This window comes from Chryseobacterium sp. Mn2064, from assembly GCF_049319685.1.
Taxonomy (GTDB): domain Bacteria; phylum Bacteroidota; class Bacteroidia; order Flavobacteriales; family Weeksellaceae; genus Chryseobacterium.
The window spans coordinates 127,957-153,004 of sequence record NZ_JBMOUE010000003.1; the positions used below are offsets into that span (position 1 = coordinate 127,957).

Here is a 25,048-nt window from a genome sequence, read left to right on the forward strand (position 1 = left end):
TATGACAAGATTATTAAAGATAATGCATTTTTGTCATACCTGTATATTCAGGCATTATTTTTGACTATTTCAGCAGAGATTCCCCAATGAATCATTACATTTACTTTAATAAAAATCGAAAAATGAATATTTTAACAGAAAAATTCAACACGCCATATCACGCTGCCCCGTTCGGGAATATTAAAAATGAAGAATACCTTCCTGCTTTTAAAGATTTAATTCAAAAATCTGAGGCAGAAATTGATGCTATTGTGAACAATACAGAAGAAGCAACTTTTGAAAATGTTATTGAAGCATTAGCTTATTCCGGAGAACAGCTGGATATTGTATCTAATATATTTTTCAATTTAAATTCTGCTGAAACCAGTGATGAGCTTCAACAGATCGCCCAGGAGGTTTCACCGATCTTAACAGAACACTCTTCAAAAATATCTCAAAACGAGGCCCTTTTCGGAAAAATCAAAAAGGTATACGATGAAAAGGAAAAATATTCCCTTAATGAAGAGCAGGAAATGCTTTTGAATGAAACCTATAAAGGATTTGTAAGAAGCGGCGCTCTTTTGAATGAAGAAGACAAAGAAAAATTAAAGAAAATCAATATGGATCTTTCTTTAAAATCTTTACAGTTCGGGCAAAATGTACTGGCTTCCACCAATGCTTATTTCAAACATATTACTCATAAAGAAGAGCTGGCAGGAATTCCTGAAGCTATTATAGAACAATATGCAGAAGAGGCAAAAGAAAGAAACCTTGAAGGCTGGGTAGTTACGTTACAATATCCAAGCTACATCCCTTTTATGACCTATGCTGAAAACCGTGAACTAAGAAAAGAACTGGCTTTGGCCAATGGCAAAAAATCTTTCGATGGTGGAGAATACGATAATCAAAATCTAATCAAAGAGCTTCTTACGTTAAAACAACAGAAAGCTCAACTTGTAGGCTATAAAGATTATGCAAACTATGTACTGGAAGAAAGAATGGCCAAATCTCCGGTAAAAGTTTTTGATTTTTTACATGAGCTTTTAACGAGGGCTAAACCTTATGCAGACCAAGAAATTGAAGAATTAAAATCTTTAGCAAAAGCAGACGGAATTGAAGATATGCAAAGCTACGACCATACTTTCTATGCTGAAAAACTGCGTAAACAGAAATTTGACCTTAATGATGAAGAACTGAAACCTTATTTCCCACTCAATCAGGTTCAGGATGCTGTTTTTGGATTGGCAGGAAAACTATTCGGTCTTACTTTTGAAGAAAGAAACGACATTCCAAAATATCATGAAGAAGTAAAAGTGTATGAAGTAAAAGAAAACGGAACCTACAAATCTCTTTTATATGTTGATTATTTCCCAAGAAAAGGGAAAAGAGCCGGAGCATGGATGACGAGCTATAAAAACCAGTATAAGCAAAACGGAGAAAACTCACGTCCGCATATTTCCATCGTGTGCAATTTCAGCAAACCGACAAAAGATACTCCAAGTTTACTGACTTTCCAGGAAGTTACTACCCTGTTCCACGAATTTGGACATGCACTTCACGGAATGATGGCTGATACACAATACCCTGGTCTTTCCGGAACTTCTGTGAAATGGGATTTTGTAGAACTTCCATCACAATTCCTTGAAAACTTCTGCTATGAACCCGAATTCCTGAAAACGTTTGCCAAGCATTATAAAACAGGAGAAATTCTTCCTGACGATAAAATTGAAAAAATCGAACAGTCTAAAAACTTTATGGAAGGTTACCAGACTCTAAGACAGTTAGGTTTCGGACTTCTAGATATGAATTACCATACAAAAGTTGGAGAACTGGAAAGTGAAACGGTAAAAGAGTTTGAAGACAAATATACCAAAGCAACTGCGCTTTACCCTGTAAACCAGGAAACAGCAATGAGTCCAAGTTTCTCTCATATTTTTCAAGGTGGATATTCTGCAGGATATTATTCTTACAAATGGGCGGAAGTATTGGATGCAGATGCTTTTCAGTATTTTAAAGAAAACGGTATTTTCAATCCGGAAATTGCAGCAAAATATAAAATTCTTCTTTCTTCCGGAGGCACAAAAAATCCTATGGAACTGTATAAAAACTTTAGAGGTAGTGAACCGAAAGTAGAGAGTTTATTGAAAAGAGCATTTGGATAATCAATAGAAACTGACTCAATAGATCAGGAAAGCACAATAAAAAAGAACAGCAGTAGTTGTTCTTTTTTGTTTTTCAACTTTATATACCCATGAAAATATATCAGAAGATATTTTCTGTCATTTTTCTATTAAATTTGAAGTCTGCTTTATGATCTTATAGTCAAAATAAAAGAATCAATCATTAGTAGTAATCTTGACCAATAGTAAATAATCTAAATTCCACATGACCATCCAAGAACAAATCCAAGACTACATCAACAGCCAACCGGAACCTAAGCGTAATGATATGCAGGAACTTCATCATATCATTCTTGAACTGATGCCGGCATGCCAGCTTTGGTTTCTTGATGGTAAAGACAGTGAAAACAAAACCGTTTCCAATCCTAATATCGGTTATGGATTGTATACGATGCAATATTCGGGTGGAAAAACCAGGGATTTTTATCAGATTGGAATAAGCGCCAATACGACAGGCATCTCTGTTTATATTATGAATATCAATGATAAAACTTACCTAGCCAAAACCTATGGAGAAAAAATTGGTAAAGCTAGTGTTACAGGGTATTGTATTAAGTTTAAAGCTTTGAAAGACATCAATACTGAAATATTGAAATTAGCAATATTGGATGGGCTTAGAGAATAAAAAAAGAATATTTTTTCAACCCCTATTAAAAAACAAACGTATCTGTTCCAAGAAAGCTAAATTTGTACAGAAAACAAAGCAAGCATCCATTCTGTAATTTTAAATAATGAGTAGTATAACATTAAGATTAGAAAACGTAAAAAAACTCCAGGCGAAAAGATGGGAGAATGAAGACCATTGGGATACTTTAAATGATCTTCTAGTTAAAGAATTAGATGAAATTTTGCTTCTCGAACCGGAGAATACGTCTGCATTAATCAATATAGGAGCCATCTATTCTGACATGGGAGAAAATGAGATGGCATTACAATATTTAAAGAAAGCTTTACATTTAGGTTCAGAAGATAAAAATCTCTTTATCAATTTGGCTATTGTTATGATTTACATGGAAAAGCATCAGGCTGAATATTTAGAATATCTCGAAGATGCCGAAGGAAAAGTTGAAAATCCGCTTACTTTTAAAGCATATTTTGATCCACAGTCTCATTAAAACTTTTGGGTCATACTTTTTTTACATCATGACAGGAAAATGAAATAAACAGAAAGCAGCTTTTAATGAATCATTAAAAGCTGTTCTTCACAATATTGATTCTGAAAGGCTGGCAAGCCCAAAAAATTAAAGAATAATTGTAACTTTCAAAATAACAGAAATGAGTACCATTGAGCAACTTTACAAAACCCTGGATCTGCGCCTTCGCCCCGAAGACGTGGCAGAAATGATTGTTGAGTTAATGACATCACAATTAGCAATTCACGAACTTGCCACATTGAGTAAAGCAGCCAACCGTTCTCTGAAAAACAACATCTATGGCTACACTTCGATGCTTGATACTTTTGGAAAGGCAATTGGTGCAGATAAACAAATCAAAAAAGCTATTGAAGTCTTCAAACTTAATGAAAAAGAAAATTCAGGTTTGTATAGTGTAGAAGGAATTGAAACATTTTTAAAAGAAGTTTCCCCATTAATTCATAAAGAAGTTGGAGAGAATGATTTCAAAAGCGACCGTCTCAATAAAGATCTGAGAAAACTGGCCGGACTCGACATTTCAAAGCGAAATTACAACAAGAAATGGAGACTCTTAAAACGAATTGAAATCCGCCTTCAGAAATTCATTCACGAATCCAAAAAAATTGAGCTCCAGAAAATAGCCAAACATGGGCTTTCCCATACCATCAGCTTTGAAGATTTCAGCAAAGATCTTAATTCCGCATGCTTTATTGCATACTTTAACACAAGAAGCAACCTTAGAAGCACATTTACCAATCACAGTCAGGAAAGACCCTTTGATGAGATTTGTGAAATGCTCTTTAACAGATGTATGAAAGATCCAGAAATGACTCGTTGGGAAACCATTTCTTATATTTATACTGATGCTAAAGTTTTAGAACATCTTAATGACGAGCAGAAAGGAAAACTTTTAGGAAAATGGACCGCTATTCTTCAGGAAATTTCCAGTTTTCTCGAAGAACTCTGGAACGAAAACGATATTTACAGAAAAACAATGGCTGTAAAAAAAGGCAATGATTCCACCACCTGGAACAATACCGCCGGAGCCTGGAATAAAGCAAGAGATAACTGGATGAATCTTATCTATGCCTTGGAACTGGATTTTATCCTTGATGATATCTGCTTCGGAAAGGTTATGCGTCTTATGGCTGCAGATGTTATTGCATGGCATTTATCTTCCGGAGGAAAGATTGACCCCAACACAGATGTCTGGAATTTAGTACCTTTGCCATGGGAGGTTTTTCAGGAAAGAATTTTCTGTAACAAGGAAATGATCGTCAATGCCTGTAAAGAAGCAGGTCTCGATCCAGAAAAATCAGGATGGATTGCTCCCCGTACGCACGGAGTAAGTACATTTAAACCTACACCAGAATTGGTACATGGCGTAACTGTTTCCAATCCTTTTCTGGCTAAAGTCCTAAGACAAAACAAGTATTTTTCAGGAAAACTCTGAAAACAAAAATAAAGGATAGGTTAGTTCAGTGGTAGAACTCCTGGCTCTTTAACCGGGTTGACGCAGGTTCGAGCCCTGCACCTATCCTGATTTCTGATATAGCTCAGTGGCAGAGCACCCGGCTCTAGGACCGGGAGGACACAGGTTCGAGCCCTGTTATCAGACCAACAAAAAACATCATTAATCGTGAAGACAATTTATTTCCTCTATACTCTTCCATTCATTGCCTTTGTAAGCTGTAAAGAAGAAAAGAGGACTGCTATTTCTACCCCCGCTCAAGAAACCTTACAGATTAAAAAAACAGATTCCTTGACGACTACAAGAATTGATTCCACTCAGATTCCCAAGCCGTTGGAATATAAAGGAAACTTCAAAGAAGGATTCCGATGGAAGGACAAAACAGGAGAATATATCGTTGTGACTTCTGAAACCGGAATTTACCGGAATGAAAGCTCTTCACGTGAAATTGGTGACAGTTCAGATGCTGAAGTTTTTGCGTCTTGCTATTCCTTAGGAACTCATCAACAAATATGGAAGGTTAATGATTTCGTTAAAGACTGCCCCGTAGATATTGTCGCTGAGTTTACCAAAAATTCTTTAGCAGTAACAGATTTGGATAAAAACGGAACCGCAGAAATATGGATGACCTATAAAACGGTCTGCCATGGTGATGTAAGCCCTTCCAATATGAAAATCATTATGTATGAAGGAACCAACAAATTCGCAATGCGTGGAGAAAGCAGATTGCAATATGGAATAGACGACAACAATAAACCTCTATTTGAAGGCGGAAAATATACTTTTGATAAAGCATTTAAGGAAGGTCCCGATGTTTTCAGAGAATATGCTGAGAAAATGTGGAATAAACATATGAATGAATAATAAGCCAGTTTATACTTCTTTTTTTATCCCTATTTTTATCATTCTAAAGCCAAAATAATAAAAAATTAAAACCATGTTATTAGCTATTTTACTTCCTTTTCTCTCTTTTATAGTCAGAGGAAAAGTACTTACCGGAATTATCTGCCTCATTCTACAAATCACTCTGATCGGATGGCTTCCCGCGGCTATATGGGCCGTTGTTTCTTTAAACAATTCAAGAGCCGAAAAAAGAACAGACCGAATGATCAAAGCAATGCGCGAAAATAGACGCTAATCAATTCATTATATTCTGAAGAACTTTCACAGATCAGATGACGCAGCAAATTAAAGATACCTTAACTTTTGAAGGGAAAACTTATGATCTAAATACAGAAATTGTAGAAAAATTATTCCATCAGTTTCCTGAAAAAAGACCTCAAGAGGAAATCAGCTGTTCTGCTCTTTGGCGCGGCTATATTGCCACTTTTAAAATTAAAAATAACGAGTTAATTGTAAGTGACATTCAATGGCTGAAAAATATAGATTTAGAACTGGAATCTAAGCTCAATACAATTTTTACCACTCCCAAAGCAGATTGGTATTCCGGATTGATTCGAATTGATAACTTTCGGGGAGAGTTTGATCTGGAACCGGAAAACGGTATTTTCGAATATCTGGAAATCGCAAAAGGAAATTTTATCAGAAAATGGACGTTTACTTATCCCGAACTTCAGGCATTTAAAGAAGAACAGTACGAATATTTCATCATTTCCGATGAGGTAGAAAACGTCTATGATTTTTACCGAAGAAATAACGAAAATGGGCTTGTAAATAAAGAATCTGTGAATGAAATTATCAAAAAATATCTCATGGATTATCTTACAGAAGTTTATATTTAAAATAGATATTTACCTCATCGGATTAAGCAACTGTAATTGTCATTCTCCAACAGAAATTGTCAGAAATATGGCAAAAATAACGTTGGATGAATTAAAAACCTCAGCCGATAAGCCTTAAGTATTATCTCTCTAAATTTCTTTTAGGTAAAACATGATCCGGTACCTTATAAATAGCGGCAACCACAACGATTAAACAGAAAATATTAATCAGTACAGCTATTGAAAAGGCATGATGATAATCCTGTACTGATGGTTTCTCCCCAAGACAATAGTAGAAAACACTTCCTATCGCTACAATCCCAATGATTGCCGCAATCTGTTGAAAAGTAGTATACACACCCGATGCATTTCCCACCAATTTTTCAGACATTCCGGAGAGCGCAATATTGGCCAATGAAGGTATAATGGAACCTACTCCTACCCCATGCAGAAAAAGAATCAGGCAAAAAATATAAAAATCAGTCTGCATTCTGAATAAAAACAATTGAAGGAGAAGCACTATAACAATCAAAGTGAGCCCTGAAATCAAGGCATTCTTTCCATATTTTAAAATCAATTTTACAGAGAAAACGGATGAAAAAATAAAACCTGCACCCTGAAATACAATCATTTCACCTGCGTTCAAAGGGTTAATCTTCAACCCATCCTGAAAAAACAGAGATAGAATATAGAAATAAGAATCGAGCATAATAAAAAATAAAGAAACCGCCAGAATTCCCAGGTTAAAATTTTTCGATCTGAAAAGCTCATAATCGATCAAATAAGCTCTGCCTTTCTTTACTTTATCCTTCTGATTTTTAATAAAATACACAATAACACCTACCGAAACTGCGATCATCAATATATTTTGACGATTCATTCCATGCTGTTCCGAAGCTGTAAGAGCATACGTAAAACTGAAAAGTCCCGCCGAAAGCACTATTACGCCCCAAATATCAAATCGCTGAAGGGTCTTTACTTTAGATTCTGCCAACTTTTTAATACTAAGAAAAACGGCAACCAGACAAATAGGAATATTGATCAGGAAAATAAACCGCCATGGTTCGTCCCAACCTTTCAAAGAAGAAAAATATCCTCCCAAATACTGGCCCAAAATTGTTCCCAACCCAATTGTTATCCCGTACCAACCCATCGCTCTCGTTCGTCCTTCATGATCTGGAAATAAAATCTGTATCATCGAAAGTACCTGCGGAGCCATCATCGCAGCACTTATTCCCTGTATAGATCTTGAAACGACAAGCTGTAAAGCTCCCGAAGAAATTCCGCAGGCCGCAGAACTCAACATAAAGAAAAGAAGTCCAATAACAAAGATCTTTTTTCTGCCATACAGATCTCCCAACCGGCCACCTGTGATAAGAAAAGAGGCAAAACCGATAAGATAGGCAGCAATCATAAACTGCATTTCTCCATGACTGGCTCCAAGGTCACGCTGTATAGAAGGAATGGATACATTAATGATGAAAATATCCATAATGATTAATAACTGACCTATCAGTATTACTATTAATTTCAAATTGTTACGTTTCATTTTTATATAGATATATCTATTTTTATTATGGTAAAAAAATTAAGGAATGAGCTCCTCAATCATTTTTTGAATTTGGGCAAAAGAATCATTATTTCTATTAATTGTAGAAGTTACTACAGCACCTTCTATTAGTAGGAAAATAGTATCTGAAATAAATTCGGAAGCCGATTCTTCCCGATTGGGATTGGATTCCTTTACTAAACTGCTGATCAGTTCTTTTTGCTTCTCTTTATGTTTTCTTACAAAATCTGAAATGGCGGCATTCCCCTCTCCTATTTCTGAAACAATTTTAATGAAATGACACCCGGAAAACTTGGAAGAATGCTGCAGTTTTTTTCTGAAATCCACCATAGCCAATAGCTTATCTTTTGGATCTGAGATTTTGGCAATACAATTTTCAAAACCTTGAAACCAAGCAATCTCTTCTTTAATAAGATAAGCCTGAAGAAGATCATTTTTGGAAGGAAAGTGATTGTACAGCGAACCAATTGCAATATCTGCTTCTGCAATAATCTGATTAATGCCCGTTGAATTATAGCCCTGTCTGTAAAACAGATCGGAAGCTACTCTGATAATTCTTTCACGTACTTTCTCTTTTTTCATTTTGAAAAATTTTGACAAAGCTACATAAAAAAATAGATAAGTCTATCTATTTTTAAAATTAATAGAAAATATTTATCTTAGATCAGATCTAATAGCTGTCATTAAAACCTGTGTTGATGAAAATTTTACCTTTCCTTTTATTCTCATATCTCCTAATTACTGTATCTTGTGATACACCCAATAAATCCTCTGTTATCAAAAATATGAATGCATCCAATCCTGTTGTCTACTTTGAAATTCCAGTGAATGATCTCGACCGTGCTGAAAAATTTTATTCTGCTGTATTTAACTTTACATTTGAAAAAGAAATCATAGATCGGTATGAAATGGCATTGTTTCCATTTGAGGAAAAGAATAGTGGAATTACCGGTGCTTTAGCCAAAGGGGACGTTTATAAACCGAGTAAAAATGGGGTTATTATCTATTTTAAGACTAAAAACATCGATGAAACATTGCGTACCGTTCTCCAGAATGGCGGGAAAATTCTTTATCCTAAAAAAATTGATGAAAAGTACGGTTTTGCTGTGGCAGAATTTGAAGATTCTGAAGGAAACAGAATTGCTCTGCATGAAACTGTTTCTGTCTTATAATGGAAGAAAACATGGATATTCCTTATGATATCACAACAAATAGAGGATATTTTTACAATTACAATTCAATACATACTATTTTTTTTAATAAACTTACATCATATTTTGTATCTTTAGTTACCATTATCATCAAAATCATTGGGTAAATCGCTATGGCAGAAGAACTTTTTTTCATCAAAACCAATCCTAATGTTGCCAAAATTAATTTGTACAATAAGCTTTGCCGTGAAGAAGATCATGTTCTCAAATTCTTAGAACCCAATGCCAAAAGTCATCTTGAACTGATAAGAGATAAAGTAAAGGATTCCGTAGAAGAACTTACCGAAGAGGAACTAAAGCATATTTTCTCATGGTTCGCCACGACCTACCCTTCAGATTTCGAAGAAGTAAAAACACAGCTATTCATTAATGGCCTTGATATTTTCTATGAAATCCCGACTGCCAGTCATGCTGAAAACTTTTTACAGATCCTTTCCAATTACGAAAAACTTTCTCAGCAGCATCTTGATTATATTACGGATGCCCAGCGCTTCAATCAGTTTATCATTTACGGACTTTTTCTGACAGAACTTTCCGGCAAAGAACAGGGTAGCCAGAATATACTTTGCGATTACCTGAAATCTGATTACCAGCCCTTATACACATTGGCAGAAAACCAATTCAGCGTAGAAGATTCTGACGGAAAAATTCTTCCTGATCTTCAGCATTATTTTACGGATTTGTATGATTTAACCAAATTTTATAAAGGTTCTATTATCAAACTTGAGCAATAGAAGATTTTCATCATTCTTTTAGAATTTCAGGATTTGTCATAAGATATTGTAAAGCCTCTTTTACCGCCTGTTCAGGATTTTTGGGATTGAAACCCAGCTCGTTTCTTGCTTTGGAAATATCAAAATTTTGCTGTAATCCTGAAAACACAGCAACATCTTTTCTCGTCAATATCGGAGCTTTTCCTTTAAGTTTCGCTGAAAACTCCATGAGAGCTGCAATAGTGAAAAGAATACCTTTGGGAACGGCACGCGGAATTTCCAGTTTCAATTCCGAGAAAAGTGTGTTGGCAAGTTTTGTAGTATCCGTGATCGTCATACATTTTTCATTGGCCAGAATATACCGTTCTCCCGAACGTCCTTTTTCTGCTGCCAGATAACAACCTTCTGCAACATCTTTTACATCAATCCAGTTCAGGGTAATTTTAGTATCTACAGGAATCTTTTTATTCAGAATAAGTTTTAAAACGTTGTAAGAAACATTCAAGGGTAAAAATGCTTCACTGCCAATCATAGCCGATGGCATTACGGAAACCAGCTCTATCCCTAATTTGGAAGCGAGTTCGAAAGCCAGCTTCTCCCCATCATTTTTAGAATTATAATACATATCTCTTCTGTCCGGATTATAACCATTACTTTCTTTGGCAGGAAGTTTTGTATAATCTAAAGCTGCTATTGAACTTACATATACTATTCTTTTTACTCCTGCTTCTGCTGCGGCTTCAATGGTGTTTTGGGTACCATTGATGTTTACATCATAAATTTCTTTCTTAGGATTTTTGGCCCATAATGTAAAGGAAGCTCCTACCGCATAGAATGTTTCTACTCCCTGAAGTGCTTTTACAAAAGATCCCTTGTCTGTAATATCTGCCTGAACAAGCTCACAATTCAGTCCTGCAAAAGGTTTTGTATTATTAGTATTTCTAACGGTCGCCCGTACCGGAATTCCTTTTTTCAATAAAAACCTAACTAAATTATTTCCCAGATGTCCGTTAGCTCCCGAAACGAGGCTCAAATTATTCTTTGTCATTGCATTAATTTTAATGCTACAAAGTTCTTTTACCCGCCATTGGAACCACTTGACATTTGTTAGTTAATTATTTTTTTTCTGATCCTGCTAAGACTTTCCGGTTTCATTCCTAAAAATGAAGCAATATGTTGAATGGGAACATTTTGAATAACCTCAGGATAATCCCTCATCAGTTTTAGGTAGCGCTGTTCTGCGTTCAGGACAGACAATTCTTTGGAACGATTTTCATTATACATGATAGACTGCTGGAAAACGGAAATACTAAAATCTTTCATCGTCTGGCTTTCGCTAATAAGATAATCCAGATTCTGTTTGGAAATTCTCAACAGTTCACAATTGGTAATGCATTCTACATTATTTTCAGAAATAGTTTCATTGATAAACTCAGAATAGGAAGTAAAAAAACCTGGCGGACAGTTGATATGAGTCGTTATTTCATTACCATTCTGATCCGTGTAAAAAAGTCTGAGATATCCCGAAATAATATAATAGAGATATTGAGGTACCTTTCCTTCTTCTTCTATGATGTTATTTTTCGAGAATACTACAGGCTCAAAATATTTCTGAACCAGCTCTAATTCTTTTTGAGAAAAATTGTGACAGGAACATAAAAACTGTAAAAGCTTGTCATACATAGATTTGAGTATTTTACCAGCTACAAAAATATCAAAAGAAAATCTCAGTTTTAACGAAATTCAAAAAGTTTTTTCGCAAACCGATGTAATACGACGCAAGAAATAATTGTCTTGTATAAAAACTAAGTATGAATCGAAAGATTATTTTTCTTTTAAGCCTTATTTCTTCTTCATTCATTTTTGCACAAAGTATAGAAGGAACAGTGACCGATAAAAATAATAAGCCTATATCTGAAACTGAGGTTCTTATTACAAAAAATGATATTAAATTTTCTGCCATTACAGATGAAAACGGATTGTTTAAAATCCCTTTAAAAGAAGATGGAGATTATTTGCTTGAGATTATAAAAGACGGGGTAAAAACCAACAGTGAAAAAATTAAAGTTAGCGGAAATTCTAAAAAAGATATCCAGATCAATGAAGTTCCTGTTCCGGAACAGAAAATAGAAGGAGTAACCGTTACTGCAAAGAAAAAATTATTCGAGAGAAAAGTAGACCGTCTGGTCTTCAATGTAGAGAATTCTGTAGCCTCTCAGGGAATTGACGCTATAGAAGCTCTAGCCAAAACGCCAATGGTAAAAACCAGTGATGATGCGATAACTATTGCCGGAAAAAGTAATGTTGCTGTTATGATCAATGACAGACTTCTGAACCTTAACGGGCAGGAACTTATCAATTATCTGAAGACGCTCCGTTCCGATGATATTCTTAAAATTGAGGTGATCACCACTCCTCCTGCCAAATATGATGCAGAAGGAAAAAGTGGGCTCATCAATATTATTCTTAAGAAAAATGCCAATCTGGGTTGGAACGGATCTCTTCAGACCTCTGGAAATTACTTCTGGGGAAGGCCTACTGTTTCTGCCAGAAGCGGAGCAACGTTTAATTATCAGGGGGAAAAACTATCGTTAAGTACCAATTTATCTGTAGGAGACAATTACTGGTATTATACTACTTACAATTATCTGAAAGGAACCACCAACAATGATTTCTGGAACAGAGATACCCAAAATCTGAACAATTATAAGTACAAAAGCGGCAATATGAAAGCCGAATATAAGATCAATGATAAGAATCTTGCCGGGATCAATTATAATTACTCTCACAGCAATCCTTTAGAGAAAGCGGAAAGCACCTCATCCAGATTCAATGAGAATGGACTGCTGGATATCATGTCCAATTTCAGAAACAGAAACAGCAGAGATGTTCATAACGCTACGGCTTTTTATGAAGCGAAATTAGACAGCACGGGAGGTAAGCTGAATCTTACCGCCAACATGATGATCAATAATTCGAATGCGAGAAACCTTTCCAATACTATCATCCCTTCGGAAACAACAACTACGTTAGCTAATCCTATCAGTAAATACAGAATTTATTCCGGGCAGGCTGATCTGGAAAAAACTTTTAGTAAAGTAAAAACCGAAGGAGGATTAAAGTATACCAAAATTAAAAATGATTCTGAATTCAATTTTTTTGATCTGAAAAACGGACAATATGATCTGAATACCGATAAAACCAATACTTTTTTCTACAATGAAGAAAATTATGCAGCATATGTCTCTACCAATTTTAAAATCAATGAAAAATGGGATGCAAAAGCAGGTCTTCGCTATGAGTACACAACATTGGAGGGAATTTCGATGAATGATAATACTTCAGCAAAAATTAAGTACGGAAAATTTTTCCCAACAGCCTATATCAGCTATAAACCCAACGAAAATAATGCATTCTCCCTGAACTACTCGCGAAGAATTTCACGTCCGTATTTTGGCAATCTGAACCCTTTCAAATATTATACTTCAGATTATGAATACAGTACAGGGAACCCATACCTTCTTCCATCATTCTCAGACAATTTTGAATTTGGATATGTACTGAATAACAATCTTAATATCACCTTCTATTATAACTACAATAAGAATAACTGGGATAGGATTCAGATGGTAGACGGCAATTACAGGTATACGGTTGCTAAAAACTTCTATAACGAAGATCAGGCAGGAATCAATATCAGCTACAACTATAATAAACTGAAGTGGTTGGAATCTACGGTATTTGCTAACGGATACTATACCAAATCCAAATCTTATGATCCGGCTATTCTTACGGCTCCTGCAGGATATAGCGCGAATCTTAATATCGACAACAGCTTCTTTCTGAACAAAGAAAAAACGGTAACACTGATGCTTGGTTTATGGGGCAGTCTTCCGAACCGAAACGGAAATACGTACTATTATACCAATGCATCTCTGTATGCAGGAATGAAGCTGGCTTTCATGGATAAAAAACTTCTCCTTAATCTTTACGTAAATGATATTTTAAATACCAACCGTGAAAAAGGAATCGAATATTACCCATCATATAATATTGATTATCAATTTAAAGGTATCACCAGAAATGTTCACCTTTCGCTTACTTATAAATTCGGAAATAACAATGTGAAAGGTGCTACCAAGCAAGTAAAATTTGAAGAATCCAACAGAGCAGGTGGTGGTAGCTAAAGCTCTTTCTTCAAAACTCTTTTTTTGAATCAGGATAAAAACTATAACGCCGGCCGGCAGCCTCCTTAACGATGTGGAGCTGCCGGCCTTTTTATTTTCTTTATCAGAAATAACTAACGTTCAAGCTTTTTTAGATTTACAATATAATACATCAATCCTCCAGCCAGATAAGCCAATACATCTAAAAAATCTCCTGTAAATCGATCAGAAAGTTGAGGACAAAGTATCTCAAATAAAAAAGAAAGGTAGAGAATAGATGTCAGTACAAATTTCAAATCAGGTTTCCACTGATCATACGATAAAAAATTCATAATATATTCTATCAGATAACAATACATCGGAACTGTAATAAGATCTGTAAAATGATTATTGATAACAGGAATATAAATACCATTCCACCTCAACAGGAGTATCCCTGCCCAGGCGGCTAATCCAAACAAAAAACAATAGGAAATTTTATTTCCCATCACATATGAAGAACTGCCATAATAATTCCGAGTAGTATCTGCAGAACTTTTGATATCACTTCCTGAAAATCTGGTTCCTTTTTTGTCCCGTTTTCTTCCGCAGACTGATAATCAAACTTTTGTTTCCCTTCCATTATGATAAGATTTGATAATACAAATGTAGCGAATTAGAACAATTGTTCTAATTTCGGAAATATGATTTATTCCCATCTTATTATTCCTATCTTTGAATGATGAACACAAAAGAAAAAATCCTTTCCAAAGCCTTGGAGCTGTTTAACGAAAAAGGATACAACAATATCACAACAAGGAGCATTGCTGCTGAACTGAACATCAGTGCGGGGAATCTGCATTATCATTTTAAACATTCGGAAGATATTATCAAGATACTTTTTTCAGAACTTACAATGAAAATGGATGATTTGCTCAATCAAATGAAAAAAAGCGGAAACAAAACGCTGGAAGATCTCTATCAGTTTACTTTTTCAACGTGTGATATATTTTATTCCTATCGTTTTATATTCATCAATTTTGTTGATATCCTGAACAAAATACCAGACATAAAATCACAGTATGAAAGTATTAATTGTAACAGGAAAGAGGAATTTTATCTAATCTTTTCCCATCTTCAGAAAAGTGGTGTTTTTCAGAATAATATACCCGATTTTGTGATCGAATGTCTCACAGAGCAAATTTTCATCATCGCAGATAACTGGCTTAGTCACAATAGATTAATTTTAAAGCTTGATCAAAATACGGCCATACAGCATTATACACTTCTGCAGATGAATCTGTTTTATCCACTTCTCAACAGAGAGCAACAAGTACGTTATGAACAGCAATACATCAAGTAATCAACGCATTACTTTCAGAAAAGGACATGAAAATGACCTGCCGGAAATGCGAAGGTTGTTCACAGAAACAATAGAGACAACCTGTAGAAATGATTATGATGAAAAGCAAAGGATAGCCTGGAAATCAGGCGCTGAAAATGAGGAAAGATGGCTAAAAGTAATTAAAGAACAATATGTTTTGGTAGCAGTATTACACAATAAAATTGTAGGTTTCTGTACTCTTGATCAAAGAAATTATATTGATTTGCTATTTATTCACAAAGACCATCAACAACAAAGAATTGCCTCTACATTATATAAACAGATTGAAGATAAAGCGATCGAGCAAAACTCAATGTCTCTGGCTGCGGATGTAAGCAAAACCGCTAAACCATTTTTTGAAAAAAAGGGATTTCATACTCTAAGAGAACAGTTAGTCTCTGTTAATAATGTTCACCTCACCAATTATAAAATGATAAAAAAACTGATATAACAAACAGCTTCACAATGGAATTATTACCGGAATATAAAGAGTTGAGAATTTCAGTTCCTCAGGAATTTGAAAAAGTATTCACTCACTTCTATTTTGCTGAAAATACTTCCGAAATGTCAGTCACCAAAACATTGCTTCCTACCTATCAAACCATTCTATTATTCTGTTTTGGCGAAAATGCTTCGATGTCTACCCGGAAAAAAACAACCGTTTTTGTTGATAAATGTATTGTTTTCGGACCCGTAAGACAGACTTTTAATTACACATTACCAGCAAAATGTTCAATTCTTGTGGCTAATTTTAAAGATGACTCATTTTTCAGGTTTTTTGGAAAAATCACAACTGAAAATTTGATGAGCCATCCAGATGATCTGCTGATGGAAAACTGCTTCACCCAACTATGGCATCAACTGACAGAAATAACCTCACCAGTAGAAAAGGTCGATTATATTTTAGAATTCTGTAAACCTTATCTTCAGCATCAGGATGCTATCAGTCAGCTTCTCAGTTCTTTTGAAAATAATCTTCTGAATCCTGTTAAAGTGATTGCAGAAAAAACTCATCAGACAGAAAGAAACATTCAGCGTAAGCAAAAAGAGCAGTTCGGTTATTCGTTGAAAGAGCTTACACGATATCACCGTTTTTTGAAAGCTGTAAAAATGATTGAAGAAGAAACCGTAAAGCAGAATAAAATAAAATGGTTTACCATTATTGATGAATGTGGTTACTATGATCAGAGTCAGCTCATTCATGATTTTAAACATTTTCTCAATCTGTCTCCTTCACGTTATCTGAAATTCCAGCAGGAAATATGCAATCCGACATCGAAATAAGCCGTTTCGTTTTCTTACAATTTTTGAAAAGAGGATCCTGCTACTTTTGTCTCATTAATCTTAACAATACAAACAATGAGACATTTAATTATTTATGCCCATCCCAATGAAAACAGTTTAAATCACAGTATTCTAACAACTGTTGCTGATCATCTGAAATCACAGAATAACGAAATTATCATCCGTGATTTATATCAAATCAGATTTGATCCTGTACTCTCTTTAAATGATATGCACGGACAACGTTCCGGGAAAGTTTCTGACGATGTAAAACTGGAACAGGAGCATATTTCCTGGGCAGAGCAGATTACTTTTATTTATCCTATTTGGTGGACAGGTCTTCCGGCCATCATGAAAGGCTATGTAGACCGTGTTTTCAGTTATGGATTCGCTTACCGCTATGATCAAGGAGTACAGAAAGGACTTTTGAAAGGGAAAAAAGCTGTTATCATCAATACCCATGGAAAATCTCATGAAGAATATGAACAAAACGGCATGGACAAAGCCCTTACATTAACTTCAGACAATGGTATTTTCATTTATTCCGGGTTGGAAGTTCTACAACATTTCTTTTTCGACAAAGCAGATAAAGCATCATCAGAAAATCTGGAAATCTGGAAAGAGCAAATCAAAAATATGTATTCGGAGCATATTTTCAACTAGCAGCCTCGCTATATAAAATTCATACTGTAAATCAATATTTTAAATATTTTTCAGCAAAAGCAAACAACTCGATAAAAAAAATAATAAAATACAGTTCTTATTATTTTAGAATTCTCCAATTTATGGCATGAAATTAGCTTCAAAAATGGCAAGTAAAATTGTTTTGAACCTTTATTTTAAACCATTAAGATTCGTAAACGGTTAAGTTTTTTTTAAAACAAATCTTGTTATAACCTTACAACACCTCTTAGTGGTTTAAATATTGGATCTACAGAAAATTCTGCTACATTGGCATTTCAATGAAACATTTAAACAGCATATTACGTCTTCCATTCTTCAGTGAATATTACACTCCGAGCTATCGTTCGGGAAGACCTTCTATATCTGTATTCCATTAAAATAATAATCTAACGTATATATAGAGCCCGGACAGAATTGTCCGGGCTTTTTTATTTCTAAAAATTTATAACATGATACCTACATTAAAAGAAAACGTGGCCATCATTCTTCCTGAAAACGGATTGGAAGAAAAGCTCGCTCAAGCCGACAAAGAAAACAGAAAATTATCCATTAAACTGGGTTTTGATCCTACTGCTCCGGATCTTCACCTTGGCCATGCGGTGGTTCTTAAAAAGCTCAGACAGTTTCAGGAGCTTGGACATCAAATCATCATTGTGGTAGGAAGTTTTACCGCAAGAATTGGTGATCCTACCGGAAAGAATAAGGCCCGAAAGCCATTAAGTACGGAAGAGGTTCAGCATAATGCAGAGACCTATATCAATCAGCTTTCCAAAGTACTTAATATTCAAAAAACGAAAATCGTCTTCAATTCTGAATGGCTTGATTCTCTTGGTTTTTCAGAAGTTATTCAGTTGCTTTCTAAAGTAACAGTCGCCCAGTTGATGCACCGTAATGATTTCAGTAAAAGATTTACAGAAAACATTCCCATTGCCATGCACGAATTGATATACCCTATTCTGCAAGGCTTCGATTCTGTACACATCGAATGTGATATTGAAATGGGTGGCACAGATCAGCTTTTCAACTGTACCATGGGAAGGCAGCTTCAGGAAGTACATCAGAAACCGGGTCAGGTTGTAATCTGTATGCCTTTACTCAAAGGTTTGGATGGAAAAGAAAAGATGAGCAAATCATTGAACAATATTATCGGGCTGACGGACGAACCCAATGAAATGTTTGGAAAAACGATGTCGATTCCGGATAGTCTTATTGAGGAATTCATTGATCTTGCTACAGATTTTCCCAGTAACAAGAAGATGAGTTTAAAAGCAAGAATGGAAAAGGGTGAAAATCCCATGAATATTAAAAAACTTATTGCCAAGAACATCATCAGCCAATACCATCATCAAGATGATGCTGAAAACGCAGAAGAGTTTTTTAATAATCAGTTTCAAAGTAAGAATTTTGAGAGTAAAACTTTTGAACCTGTTGCGATTCAATCATTGAAACTTAATTATAACAGAACAACAGTTCTTGAACTTTGTCATCAGCTTAGAAATGACCTCAGCAAATCGGCTGTGAGAAGACTTATTGAAAGTGGAAGTGTTCAGATCGACACAGTTAAAATAACAGAACCTGATAAGATGATTGAAATTGAAAAGGAAATCAAAATAAAGATGGGGAAACGAAAGTTTTTCAAACTGATATAAAATTCTACAATCAGAAAGTTTCGAGGGAGAACAGAAAGCAAAGTGTTTGAATTGTTTCCATGCACTTTGCTATTTTTATCAAGAGAAAATAATTTTCAATATCTTCGTCTTTATTAAATACGACAATAATGACGCAGGCTGAAATCCTCAATCTGATTGATGAAGAATTGTTCATGAACAATATTAAAACCGAAATGACTGAAGAAGAAATTGTATGGAAAGATAATTTTGAAGCGGAAAACTCGGTATCCGTTGATAAAACTGCCGTCAACTCTCGCGGTATTCTAGCCTGGTGGCAATATAATGAAGTAGGAAAAGAGCAAGTTTACATCAGAATAAATGAAAGAACACTGATTACGTGGAGACCGCCTATCAATAACCCTTACAACAATGCACGCCTGTATTTTTATGAACAGTATCTGATCATCAAATACAAGGATAAGCACAGAGAAAGATTATTTATTTTTAATATCCAAACCCTGAACTGCGAGGAAATCATTCTTAAAAATCTTACCACCCAAATACAGATAACTGGGAATGAGCTTCTTTTAAGAGGATTCTACAGTGATGAAGAATTTATAAAAATCACCATGTATCCTGACCGTATTGAAAAAGAGATTGTTGATGAAAATTATTTCCAGCAGAGAAATATTACCTTTGATTAATAAAAAACACTAGATAAGACCTATTTAAACTCATCTATGGGAAGACATACTTCAATTTATATGTTTAACAAGGCAAAAGCCTCTTCTTTTCTTTATGAGGATCTTCAGCAGAAAACCTTTCATACAAAAACATTCAAAGCATTTTTGGGTGAGAGAAAAAAAGAAATAGGCACCTATAATGTTATCTTTGAAAAAGTGTTAGAAAAGGTCAAAAATGATATTAATACCATAACGGCTGATGAACTGTTTGAGATTGATCTTTTTCTCATTGAGGAAGTGTATTCGCAATGGGAAGGAAGAGATTATTCTATAAGAGAAAAATATCTTGAAGAATTGTATGACCGTTACGGGCTCATCCTTTTGTATGAACTTCCTACCTCAACGGTTTGTACCAGCTATATGTTTCAATATGGAAATTATACTCATTATTTCCCTATTTATGAATTGGAAAATTACGAATCAGGACACAGTGACGGCGGTATTAATATAGATTCAACAGATTTTTTACAATTTAATGATTATATGATTCTACTGATGAAAATGATCTTAGATAAAAAAATGGACGGTTATGATTATGAGTTTACAAAAAGTGAAGAGGATGTCATCCGGCATATCATGGCTGATTATCAAAATAAGCTCATACTGTTTAAAGAAATTGAAAGTGAGTGTGATTTCATAAAAGACTGTTCCGTTGATGAAAAAGGTCCTTATGCACAGACGATCTATTATGCTTATTCGTTTTTTAAACAAGCCATTGAAATGAAGATGAGAATTAATGTTGAAAAAAATCCCAGAATCGTTATCTTAGATTCTTATTAATTTTTTCCAGAATGATTGATCATCTGGCCTGAAATTAGAATTCAAGAAAATATGAATACTTCACTTACCTACAGACAAGCAACCGAAAAAGATCTTGATTTCCTTTTTGATTTGAGAACGAAAACCATGGTTCCTCATTATGAAGTATCAGGGCTTTCTACCGACAAGGAAACAACCCTGAAGAGAGTACTGTATGAGTTTGACAAAGCCCAAATTATTCTCTTAGACAACCAACCCATAGGACTGTTAAAAGTAAACAGAACATTCACCAATATTGATGTGTTGCAGCTTCAGATCGATCCCGCTCAACAGGGCAAAAAGATTTTGACTGATATCCTAGAAGAAGCTTCATTAGCAGGAAAAACAGTGTCATTAAGTGTCTTAAAAACCAATAAAGCGCAACATCTTTATACAAGTCTAGGTTTCAGAATCGTGGATGAAGATCAGAATTCTTATTTTATGGAAACTGAAAAGCAATAGAATTGACGATGATTTAAGTTTTGGCTAAAGCCGTTGAATATGTATCTAATTGAAAACGGGCTAAAGCCCGTTCCTATTGATCTATTTAATAATTATTTACTGATTCGCCATGGTAACATAAATAAGTCTTCCCCCTTCTTCACTGGAGAGTAATATTTTTTTCCCATCCGTTAGCTCTACCATAGACCCCGAAGGAATTTCCTTTTGTTCTGTAATATCTTTCATTCCCTGTAAAGCCTGATTCACCAATACCCATTTCCCTTGATGAAAAGTGAAATATCCTACAGGCATCTTATCCTGCATAGTCAGATTTTCATTTCGGATAACTTTTCTGGAAACGTGCCATTTGAATAAATACTGATTATGATATACCATCAATCTGTGATTTTCCGGTTTCCATACCTCATCATCAAATTTAAAATAAAGATCCAAAACCGGTAATGTACCCTGATGAGGTGCTCCGCAAAACGGACATTTAGGACTGCTCGTATTATCAAAAACATACCATTTTTCTCTACATCCCGTATTATGACAAGGCTGTATAAGATCTACTGTTTTCAGAAGAGCAGCTTCCCACTCATTGGCTGTAGGACGTCTGATAGGATCATGCAGACCTTCAATAAAAGCTTTTCTGAACAGTTCGGAAAGATAAGGCCCCGTTACTGTATAAGAAATCTTCTGAGGATCTCCCCAAAAAGCATCCCATTTCCTAAGATGATCGGCTTTTACATAATTGGAAGGATCTTTAGGATGTTCCACAAACAGGGCTTTTTCACCCATTGAGATGATTTCGTCTTTCTCAGAATCCAGGTCCCATATTTTGCCTCCTCTTAAAGGATGTCTTCTCAGCAGATACATATAAATAAGAACAGCTAGAGCGTGCAAATCTGTTTTTTGGTTGGGAAGATGTCTTTCGGGATCCTGAAGGCTTAAATGCTGAGTTTTTAAAACTTCGGGAGCAATAAAATCTGCGGTTCCAATTACTTCGGGAGGGAATAATTTGGGCACTACCAATCCGTCAATATCAATAATACAGGCAGATTTTGTAACAGGATCCACCAGAATATTATTGTAGGAAAGATCCGAATGGGCAAGTCCCATCTGATGTAATTTCTTTACTCCGCGGCTGATATTAATGGTAATTTGAAAATAGCTCAGCCAGTCACCCAATTCTGATTGATCCAGCCTTAAAGGATATTGTGGATTTCTGAACATAGGAGCCGTAAACCATTTACCCACTTTATCCTGCCCTTGAATATTATCCGAACCGATGTACCCTTTGCTGAAGAAAAACTTCTTATGATACACCGGCACCACAATTCCCGTCAGTTTTCCTTTTTCTACAATATCATGAGGCCATCTGAATATTTCGTTCAGAAAGTATTCTCCGGCGTTTCCATTTTGTATATTTTGCAGATAGGTAGAGACGATTCTCATGATCCTTTCTTTCTGGCCTTCATCCAAAGGATTTCTGTAAAAAGCAACCACATACTCTTTATCCGGAGAGAAATACACATCTTTTACGCCACCTTGAATGGGGCTTTCATCAACGTATTCATAAGATTTGGCCGTATCAAGAACGGAAAATACTTTAATGGTACTTTTCATGGGAATTAATAAATTATTGCTAATGTTCGGTCATCGTGATTCCCTCTGCTCCAGAAATCCGTCCACATCATGAGTTGTTCATCAATTGTAGTATCGTTGGTAAAATCTACTTTGGTACCGTCATCATTATTTCCTGAAAGATCACTGAAAAATGTTTTCCAGCTTTCTCCATTTTCAAGTTTATTTTCTGTAACAAATTTAGGATCATAAATACCGTCTGTCATTAATACGAGATGTGAAAAATCTTCCACTCGGGTAATTTTGAAACGATGAACAGCAGATTCATTATAAATTTCTTTCATGGTAATAAACCTTGTTCCTCCACTGAATTCACCAACATCCATTTGATTCAACAGTTTTACTTCGGAGAAATCTGAATTGATAAGATTAATGGGACAATCTCCTACTCCAAAGGTCAGGATTACATAGCCAAAACTGAACTTTTTAGCCAAAGCAAAAATAAGAGTGGCGTTCAGCTCATTAATCACAAAATTGTTTTCCTCTGCAGTCTTTTCCAACATACTATAAGTGTGCACAACAGCTTTGTACAAATGTTTTATAATATTTTGGCCAGATTCTGTACGAAGATCCTGAGAGAATTCAGATGCATAATAAATACAGACTTCATGTTCGATTTCATCCAGTAATTCTTTTGAACTGAAAAATTTGTTTACAGAAATTGTCGCTAATCTTGAACCTTCTCTGGCGAATTGTGCCGAACCTGCTCCATCCGAAACAGAGATGATATTCCAGCCTGAAGAAAGTTCATTTACAGCAAAATCATCTTCTCTGAATTTACCTTCATGAGCATGAGAACGGCCTCTTTTGGAAGCAACCACGATCTTTTTGTCTAAAAAACTGCCTTTATATGAAGCTTCATCAATTTTATAAAAATCGGTATTGGGATCTGTCGGAATATTTTTCCATAAATCTTTGGGATCTGCATTCACAAAAAGATCCACTTTTTTGATTTCAATATGCTCTGGATCAGCGATGTGATAGAATTCTATATCCAGATGATATATGGTATTAGCAGAAGGTATTCCAGAGATTGTATTATCCTTTAATACAAGTCCGGTTTCTTCAAGATTTCCGATACTTTTAATGATAATGTTCGGAAAGTTTTCCATATCAAAACTGAACTGATACGGTTTGTTGGAAACTGCATTTTTTAATACCCAATGCGCTTCTTTAAATTCTTCTTTTTCTTGAGTAACAACGTTTTTTTCCATGGCTTTTTTAGAACTTCCGAAATAAAATGAAGGTATTTTCATAAAGCAAATCTTACTTTTTAAATTCTTTTTTTATCCTAAAGTTCTGTTGATATCAAATCCTTCGCTGGAAAATTCATAATAATCCGAAGTTCCGCACCAAGGGCATTTGTTGTATCCTTCGCCACTCAGGCAATGAATTCCGCCACAAGAGCAGGTTGCCAATGCAATCGGATTGGCACAATGAGGACATGAAGTTGCTCCCTGAAGTTCTTCTATTGAAATTTTCAAGGAATTCTTTTGAGAAGAAGAAAGTCTGAAATATGCTTTTTCATCTATTTTATAAGCTCCATCCAATCTGTAATATCGGGTAGACATTCCGGGAATGCTTGAGGCTGCAAATGTCTTTTTAAACTTCATCAGATACAGCTTTTGTGTTTCTGAACATTTTCCGTTTAATACTACAAAATTATTATCGGGGAATTTCTGTTCCATTTCCGGATCTACTTTTTCAAGGATCTGAGCATCAATTTTTGAAAGGTTGATTCCTTCTTTTTTGGCTTCAGTAACACTCTGGCTGGTTGTTTTAATAGAATCTGTAACCCATTTGAAGAATTCCTTGTATGAATTTTCATCCGAATTATTAAACAATAAAACATTATCCGCCAAAGAGCCCAGAAGTTTATAATTTGTATTTTCTCCTATGGATACAGCAATGGTATTGGCTTTACCTGTATATTTATTATTCCATCTTTCGATTGCTTTGGTTGCATCATCGGTGGGAACTCCGTCTGTAAAAAGAAAAACTATAGGTTTCCAGTCTCCCTTTCTTTCATAAGTGGTTTTCACAATATCCCGGTCTATACAATCCATCACCTTTATCAATCCCTGAGAAAGTGAAGTTCCGCTTCCTATCGGGATTTTCGGAGGATAAAAACTGATAATATCCTGAAGCGGTGTTATCACTTCAGCTTCTCCCGCAAAACCAATCACAGAAATATAAACGGTTTCTAAAGAATAGGGATCTTTTTTCAATTCCCGGATGATATTGGCAATACCTTCCTGTACCTGTTCTATAGGCTCTCCTACCATAGATTCGGAGACATCTACTAAAAAATAAATCGGCAGTCTTCTCATAGCT

At 35.2% G+C, this 25,048-nt stretch carries 27 protein-coding genes and 1 tRNA gene; 19 read left to right on the forward strand and 9 right to left on the reverse strand.

Features of this window, described 5'->3' with window-relative positions:
- Nucleotides 1–122 precede the first annotated feature (122 nt).
- The 8 genes from ACL9RH_RS13095 to ACL9RH_RS13130 all read left to right on the forward strand — a co-directional run bounded on the left by ACL9RH_RS13095 (nt 123) and on the right by ACL9RH_RS13130 (nt 6,505).
- The gene (locus ACL9RH_RS13095) at nt 123–2,141 is read left to right on the forward strand and encodes a M3 family metallopeptidase (RefSeq protein ID WP_422693817.1); all 2,019 of its coding nucleotides are present in this window, start codon (nt 123–125) and stop codon (nt 2,139–2,141) included.
- A gap of 223 nt (nt 2,142–2,364) precedes the next feature.
- On the forward strand, nt 2,365–2,784 hold the full coding sequence (locus ACL9RH_RS13100) for a DUF1801 domain-containing protein (protein ID WP_422693818.1): 420 nt from the start codon (nt 2,365–2,367) through the stop codon (nt 2,782–2,784).
- A gap of 106 nt (nt 2,785–2,890) precedes the next feature.
- Nucleotides 2,891–3,274 carry a hypothetical protein gene (locus ACL9RH_RS13105; protein ID WP_422693819.1) on the forward strand — a complete coding sequence of 128 codons (384 nt, stop codon included), beginning with the start codon at nt 2,891–2,893 and terminating at the stop codon, nt 3,272–3,274.
- A 160-nt stretch (nt 3,275–3,434) separates the two neighbouring features.
- A complete protein-coding gene (locus ACL9RH_RS13110; RefSeq protein ID WP_422693820.1) occupies nt 3,435–4,745 on the forward strand; it encodes a hypothetical protein in 1,311 nt (436 codons plus the stop codon).
- Nucleotides 4,746–4,758: 13 nt separating this feature from the next.
- Nucleotides 4,759–4,833: transfer RNA gene (locus ACL9RH_RS13115), tRNA-Lys, on the forward strand.
- Nucleotides 4,834–4,931: 98 nt separating this feature from the next.
- Complete coding sequence (locus tag ACL9RH_RS13120) at nt 4,932–5,627, forward strand: M949_RS01915 family surface polysaccharide biosynthesis protein (protein WP_422693821.1); 696 nt, start codon at nt 4,932–4,934, stop codon at nt 5,625–5,627.
- Between the two features lie 73 nt (nt 5,628–5,700).
- Entirely contained in the window at nt 5,701–5,901 is a 201-nt protein-coding gene (locus ACL9RH_RS13125) for a YqaE/Pmp3 family membrane protein (protein ID WP_422693822.1), read from the forward strand.
- A 37-nt stretch (nt 5,902–5,938) separates the two neighbouring features.
- On the forward strand, nt 5,939–6,505 hold the full coding sequence (locus tag ACL9RH_RS13130) for a hypothetical protein (RefSeq protein WP_422693823.1): 567 nt from the start codon (nt 5,939–5,941) through the stop codon (nt 6,503–6,505).
- Nucleotides 6,506–6,626: 121 nt separating this feature from the next.
- Here ACL9RH_RS13130 and ACL9RH_RS13135 read toward each other — a convergent pair whose 3' ends face one another.
- Together ACL9RH_RS13135 and ACL9RH_RS13140 are read right to left on the reverse strand one after the other, a co-directional pair.
- On the reverse strand, nt 6,627–8,033 hold the full coding sequence (locus tag ACL9RH_RS13135) for an MFS transporter (RefSeq protein WP_422693824.1): 1,407 nt from the start codon (nt 8,031–8,033) through the stop codon (nt 6,627–6,629).
- Nucleotides 8,034–8,072: 39 nt separating this feature from the next.
- Nucleotides 8,073–8,636 carry a TetR/AcrR family transcriptional regulator gene (locus ACL9RH_RS13140; RefSeq protein WP_422693825.1) on the reverse strand — a complete coding sequence of 188 codons (564 nt, stop codon included), beginning with the start codon at nt 8,634–8,636 and terminating at the stop codon, nt 8,073–8,075.
- Between the two features lie 116 nt (nt 8,637–8,752).
- Between ACL9RH_RS13140 and ACL9RH_RS13145 the strand changes: the two genes are divergently transcribed.
- Together ACL9RH_RS13145 and ACL9RH_RS13150 are read left to right on the forward strand one after the other, a co-directional pair.
- Complete coding sequence (locus tag ACL9RH_RS13145; RefSeq protein ID WP_422693826.1) at nt 8,753–9,226, forward strand: VOC family protein; 474 nt, start codon at nt 8,753–8,755, stop codon at nt 9,224–9,226.
- A 152-nt stretch (nt 9,227–9,378) separates the two neighbouring features.
- A complete protein-coding gene (locus ACL9RH_RS13150) occupies nt 9,379–9,999 on the forward strand; it encodes a hypothetical protein (RefSeq protein ID WP_422693827.1) in 621 nt (206 codons plus the stop codon).
- Between the two features lie 10 nt (nt 10,000–10,009).
- On the opposite strand, the gene ACL9RH_RS13155 is transcribed toward ACL9RH_RS13150, so the two are convergent.
- Nucleotides 10,010–11,026: an NAD-dependent epimerase/dehydratase family protein gene (locus ACL9RH_RS13155; RefSeq protein ID WP_422693828.1), complete on the reverse strand. Its 1,017-nt coding sequence runs from the start codon at nt 11,024–11,026 to the stop codon at nt 10,010–10,012.
- A gap of 59 nt (nt 11,027–11,085) precedes the next feature.
- Entirely contained in the window at nt 11,086–11,661 is a 576-nt protein-coding gene (locus ACL9RH_RS13160) for a Crp/Fnr family transcriptional regulator (protein WP_422693829.1), read from the reverse strand.
- Between the two features lie 128 nt (nt 11,662–11,789).
- Here ACL9RH_RS13160 and ACL9RH_RS13165 point away from each other — a divergent pair, with 128 nt between their 5' ends.
- Entirely contained in the window at nt 11,790–14,165 is a 2,376-nt protein-coding gene (locus ACL9RH_RS13165; RefSeq protein WP_422693830.1) for a TonB-dependent receptor domain-containing protein, read from the forward strand.
- A 113-nt stretch (nt 14,166–14,278) separates the two neighbouring features.
- On the opposite strand, the gene ACL9RH_RS13170 is transcribed toward ACL9RH_RS13165, so the two are convergent.
- Together ACL9RH_RS13170 and ACL9RH_RS13175 are read right to left on the reverse strand one after the other, a co-directional pair.
- On the reverse strand, nt 14,279–14,632 hold the full coding sequence (locus ACL9RH_RS13170) for a hypothetical protein (protein ID WP_422693831.1): 354 nt from the start codon (nt 14,630–14,632) through the stop codon (nt 14,279–14,281).
- Entirely contained in the window at nt 14,632–14,766 is a 135-nt protein-coding gene (locus ACL9RH_RS13175; RefSeq protein WP_422693832.1) for a hypothetical protein, read from the reverse strand. Before ACL9RH_RS13175 ends, ACL9RH_RS13170 begins: the two co-directional genes overlap by 1 nt.
- 99 nt (nt 14,767–14,865) lie before the next feature.
- Here ACL9RH_RS13175 and ACL9RH_RS13180 point away from each other — a divergent pair, with 99 nt between their 5' ends.
- From ACL9RH_RS13180 to ACL9RH_RS13215, 8 genes are all read left to right on the forward strand, one after another.
- Nucleotides 14,866–15,486, forward strand: coding sequence for a TetR/AcrR family transcriptional regulator (locus tag ACL9RH_RS13180; protein WP_422693833.1), 621 nt, complete (start codon nt 14,866–14,868; stop codon nt 15,484–15,486).
- A complete protein-coding gene (locus ACL9RH_RS13185; protein ID WP_422693834.1) occupies nt 15,464–15,958 on the forward strand; it encodes a GNAT family N-acetyltransferase in 495 nt (164 codons plus the stop codon). The genes ACL9RH_RS13180 and ACL9RH_RS13185 overlap by 23 nt, the downstream gene beginning before the upstream one ends.
- Nucleotides 15,959–15,972: 14 nt before the next feature.
- Complete coding sequence (locus ACL9RH_RS13190) at nt 15,973–16,791, forward strand: helix-turn-helix domain-containing protein (RefSeq protein ID WP_422693835.1); 819 nt, start codon at nt 15,973–15,975, stop codon at nt 16,789–16,791.
- Nucleotides 16,792–16,866: 75 nt separating this feature from the next.
- Nucleotides 16,867–17,454: an NAD(P)H-dependent oxidoreductase gene (locus tag ACL9RH_RS13195; protein ID WP_422693836.1), complete on the forward strand. Its 588-nt coding sequence runs from the start codon at nt 16,867–16,869 to the stop codon at nt 17,452–17,454.
- A 470-nt stretch (nt 17,455–17,924) separates the two neighbouring features.
- Nucleotides 17,925–19,124 carry a tyrosine--tRNA ligase gene (tyrS, locus tag ACL9RH_RS13200; protein WP_422693837.1) on the forward strand — a complete coding sequence of 400 codons (1,200 nt, stop codon included), beginning with the start codon at nt 17,925–17,927 and terminating at the stop codon, nt 19,122–19,124.
- 128 nt (nt 19,125–19,252) lie between these two features.
- Nucleotides 19,253–19,789: a hypothetical protein gene (locus ACL9RH_RS13205; protein ID WP_422693838.1), complete on the forward strand. Its 537-nt coding sequence runs from the start codon at nt 19,253–19,255 to the stop codon at nt 19,787–19,789.
- Nucleotides 19,790–19,825: 36 nt separating this feature from the next.
- A complete protein-coding gene (locus ACL9RH_RS13210) occupies nt 19,826–20,608 on the forward strand; it encodes a hypothetical protein (RefSeq protein WP_422693839.1) in 783 nt (260 codons plus the stop codon).
- 51 nt (nt 20,609–20,659) lie between these two features.
- Nucleotides 20,660–21,088 (forward strand): GNAT family N-acetyltransferase, encoded by a 429-nt coding sequence (locus tag ACL9RH_RS13215; protein ID WP_422693840.1) that lies wholly within the window; start codon nt 20,660–20,662, stop codon nt 21,086–21,088.
- A gap of 96 nt (nt 21,089–21,184) precedes the next feature.
- Here the strand turns inward: ACL9RH_RS13215 and ACL9RH_RS13220 are convergent, their stop codons facing one another.
- From ACL9RH_RS13220 to ACL9RH_RS13230, 3 genes are read right to left on the reverse strand one after another with little or no spacing between them, the layout of a single operon-like run.
- The gene (locus tag ACL9RH_RS13220) at nt 21,185–22,696 is read right to left on the reverse strand and encodes a helix-hairpin-helix domain-containing protein (protein WP_422693841.1); all 1,512 of its coding nucleotides are present in this window, start codon (nt 22,694–22,696) and stop codon (nt 21,185–21,187) included.
- A gap of 5 nt (nt 22,697–22,701) precedes the next feature.
- On the reverse strand, nt 22,702–23,970 hold the full coding sequence (locus tag ACL9RH_RS13225) for a PP2C family serine/threonine-protein phosphatase (RefSeq protein WP_422693842.1): 1,269 nt from the start codon (nt 23,968–23,970) through the stop codon (nt 22,702–22,704).
- Between the two features lie 30 nt (nt 23,971–24,000).
- Nucleotides 24,001–25,044, reverse strand: coding sequence for a TerY-C metal binding domain-containing protein (locus tag ACL9RH_RS13230; RefSeq protein ID WP_422693843.1), 1,044 nt, complete (start codon nt 25,042–25,044; stop codon nt 24,001–24,003).
- Between the last annotated feature and the right edge of the window lie 4 nt (nt 25,045–25,048).

Bases quoted from the DNA above. Each gene is read 5' to 3' on its own strand.
- ACL9RH_RS13095 (WP_422693817.1), top strand. From the start codon at position 123: ATGAATATTTTAACAGAAAAATTCAACACGCCATATCACGCTGCCCCG.
- ACL9RH_RS13100 (WP_422693818.1), top strand. From the start codon at position 2,365: ATGACCATCCAAGAACAAATCCAAGACTACATCAACAGCCAACCGGAA.
- ACL9RH_RS13105 (WP_422693819.1), top strand. From the start codon at position 2,891: ATGAGTAGTATAACATTAAGATTAGAAAACGTAAAAAAACTCCAGGCG.
- ACL9RH_RS13110 (WP_422693820.1), top strand. From the start codon at position 3,435: ATGAGTACCATTGAGCAACTTTACAAAACCCTGGATCTGCGCCTTCGC.
- ACL9RH_RS13125 (WP_422693822.1), top strand. From the start codon at position 5,701: ATGTTATTAGCTATTTTACTTCCTTTTCTCTCTTTTATAGTCAGAGGA.
- ACL9RH_RS13130 (WP_422693823.1), top strand. From the start codon at position 5,939: ATGACGCAGCAAATTAAAGATACCTTAACTTTTGAAGGGAAAACTTAT.
- ACL9RH_RS13135 (WP_422693824.1), bottom strand. From the start codon at position 8,033: ATGAAACGTAACAATTTGAAATTAATAGTAATACTGATAGGTCAGTTA.
- ACL9RH_RS13140 (WP_422693825.1), bottom strand. From the start codon at position 8,636: ATGAAAAAAGAGAAAGTACGTGAAAGAATTATCAGAGTAGCTTCCGAT.
- ACL9RH_RS13145 (WP_422693826.1), top strand. From the start codon at position 8,753: ATGAAAATTTTACCTTTCCTTTTATTCTCATATCTCCTAATTACTGTA.
- ACL9RH_RS13150 (WP_422693827.1), top strand. From the start codon at position 9,379: ATGGCAGAAGAACTTTTTTTCATCAAAACCAATCCTAATGTTGCCAAA.
- ACL9RH_RS13155 (WP_422693828.1), bottom strand. From the start codon at position 11,026: ATGACAAAGAATAATTTGAGCCTCGTTTCGGGAGCTAACGGACATCTG.
- ACL9RH_RS13160 (WP_422693829.1), bottom strand. From the start codon at position 11,661: ATGTATGACAAGCTTTTACAGTTTTTATGTTCCTGTCACAATTTTTCT.
- ACL9RH_RS13165 (WP_422693830.1), top strand. From the start codon at position 11,790: ATGAATCGAAAGATTATTTTTCTTTTAAGCCTTATTTCTTCTTCATTC.
- ACL9RH_RS13170 (WP_422693831.1), bottom strand. From the start codon at position 14,632: ATGGGAAATAAAATTTCCTATTGTTTTTTGTTTGGATTAGCCGCCTGG.
- ACL9RH_RS13175 (WP_422693832.1), bottom strand. From the start codon at position 14,766: ATGGAAGGGAAACAAAAGTTTGATTATCAGTCTGCGGAAGAAAACGGG.
- ACL9RH_RS13180 (WP_422693833.1), top strand. From the start codon at position 14,866: ATGAACACAAAAGAAAAAATCCTTTCCAAAGCCTTGGAGCTGTTTAAC.
- ACL9RH_RS13185 (WP_422693834.1), top strand. From the start codon at position 15,464: ATGAACAGCAATACATCAAGTAATCAACGCATTACTTTCAGAAAAGGA.
- ACL9RH_RS13190 (WP_422693835.1), top strand. From the start codon at position 15,973: ATGGAATTATTACCGGAATATAAAGAGTTGAGAATTTCAGTTCCTCAG.
- ACL9RH_RS13195 (WP_422693836.1), top strand. From the start codon at position 16,867: ATGAGACATTTAATTATTTATGCCCATCCCAATGAAAACAGTTTAAAT.
- tyrS (WP_422693837.1), top strand. From the start codon at position 17,925: ATGATACCTACATTAAAAGAAAACGTGGCCATCATTCTTCCTGAAAAC.
- ACL9RH_RS13205 (WP_422693838.1), top strand. From the start codon at position 19,253: ATGACGCAGGCTGAAATCCTCAATCTGATTGATGAAGAATTGTTCATG.
- ACL9RH_RS13210 (WP_422693839.1), top strand. From the start codon at position 19,826: ATGGGAAGACATACTTCAATTTATATGTTTAACAAGGCAAAAGCCTCT.
- ACL9RH_RS13215 (WP_422693840.1), top strand. From the start codon at position 20,660: ATGAATACTTCACTTACCTACAGACAAGCAACCGAAAAAGATCTTGAT.
- ACL9RH_RS13220 (WP_422693841.1), bottom strand. From the start codon at position 22,696: ATGAAAAGTACCATTAAAGTATTTTCCGTTCTTGATACGGCCAAATCT.
- ACL9RH_RS13225 (WP_422693842.1), bottom strand. From the start codon at position 23,970: ATGAAAATACCTTCATTTTATTTCGGAAGTTCTAAAAAAGCCATGGAA.
- ACL9RH_RS13230 (WP_422693843.1), bottom strand. From the start codon at position 25,044: ATGAGAAGACTGCCGATTTATTTTTTAGTAGATGTCTCCGAATCTATG.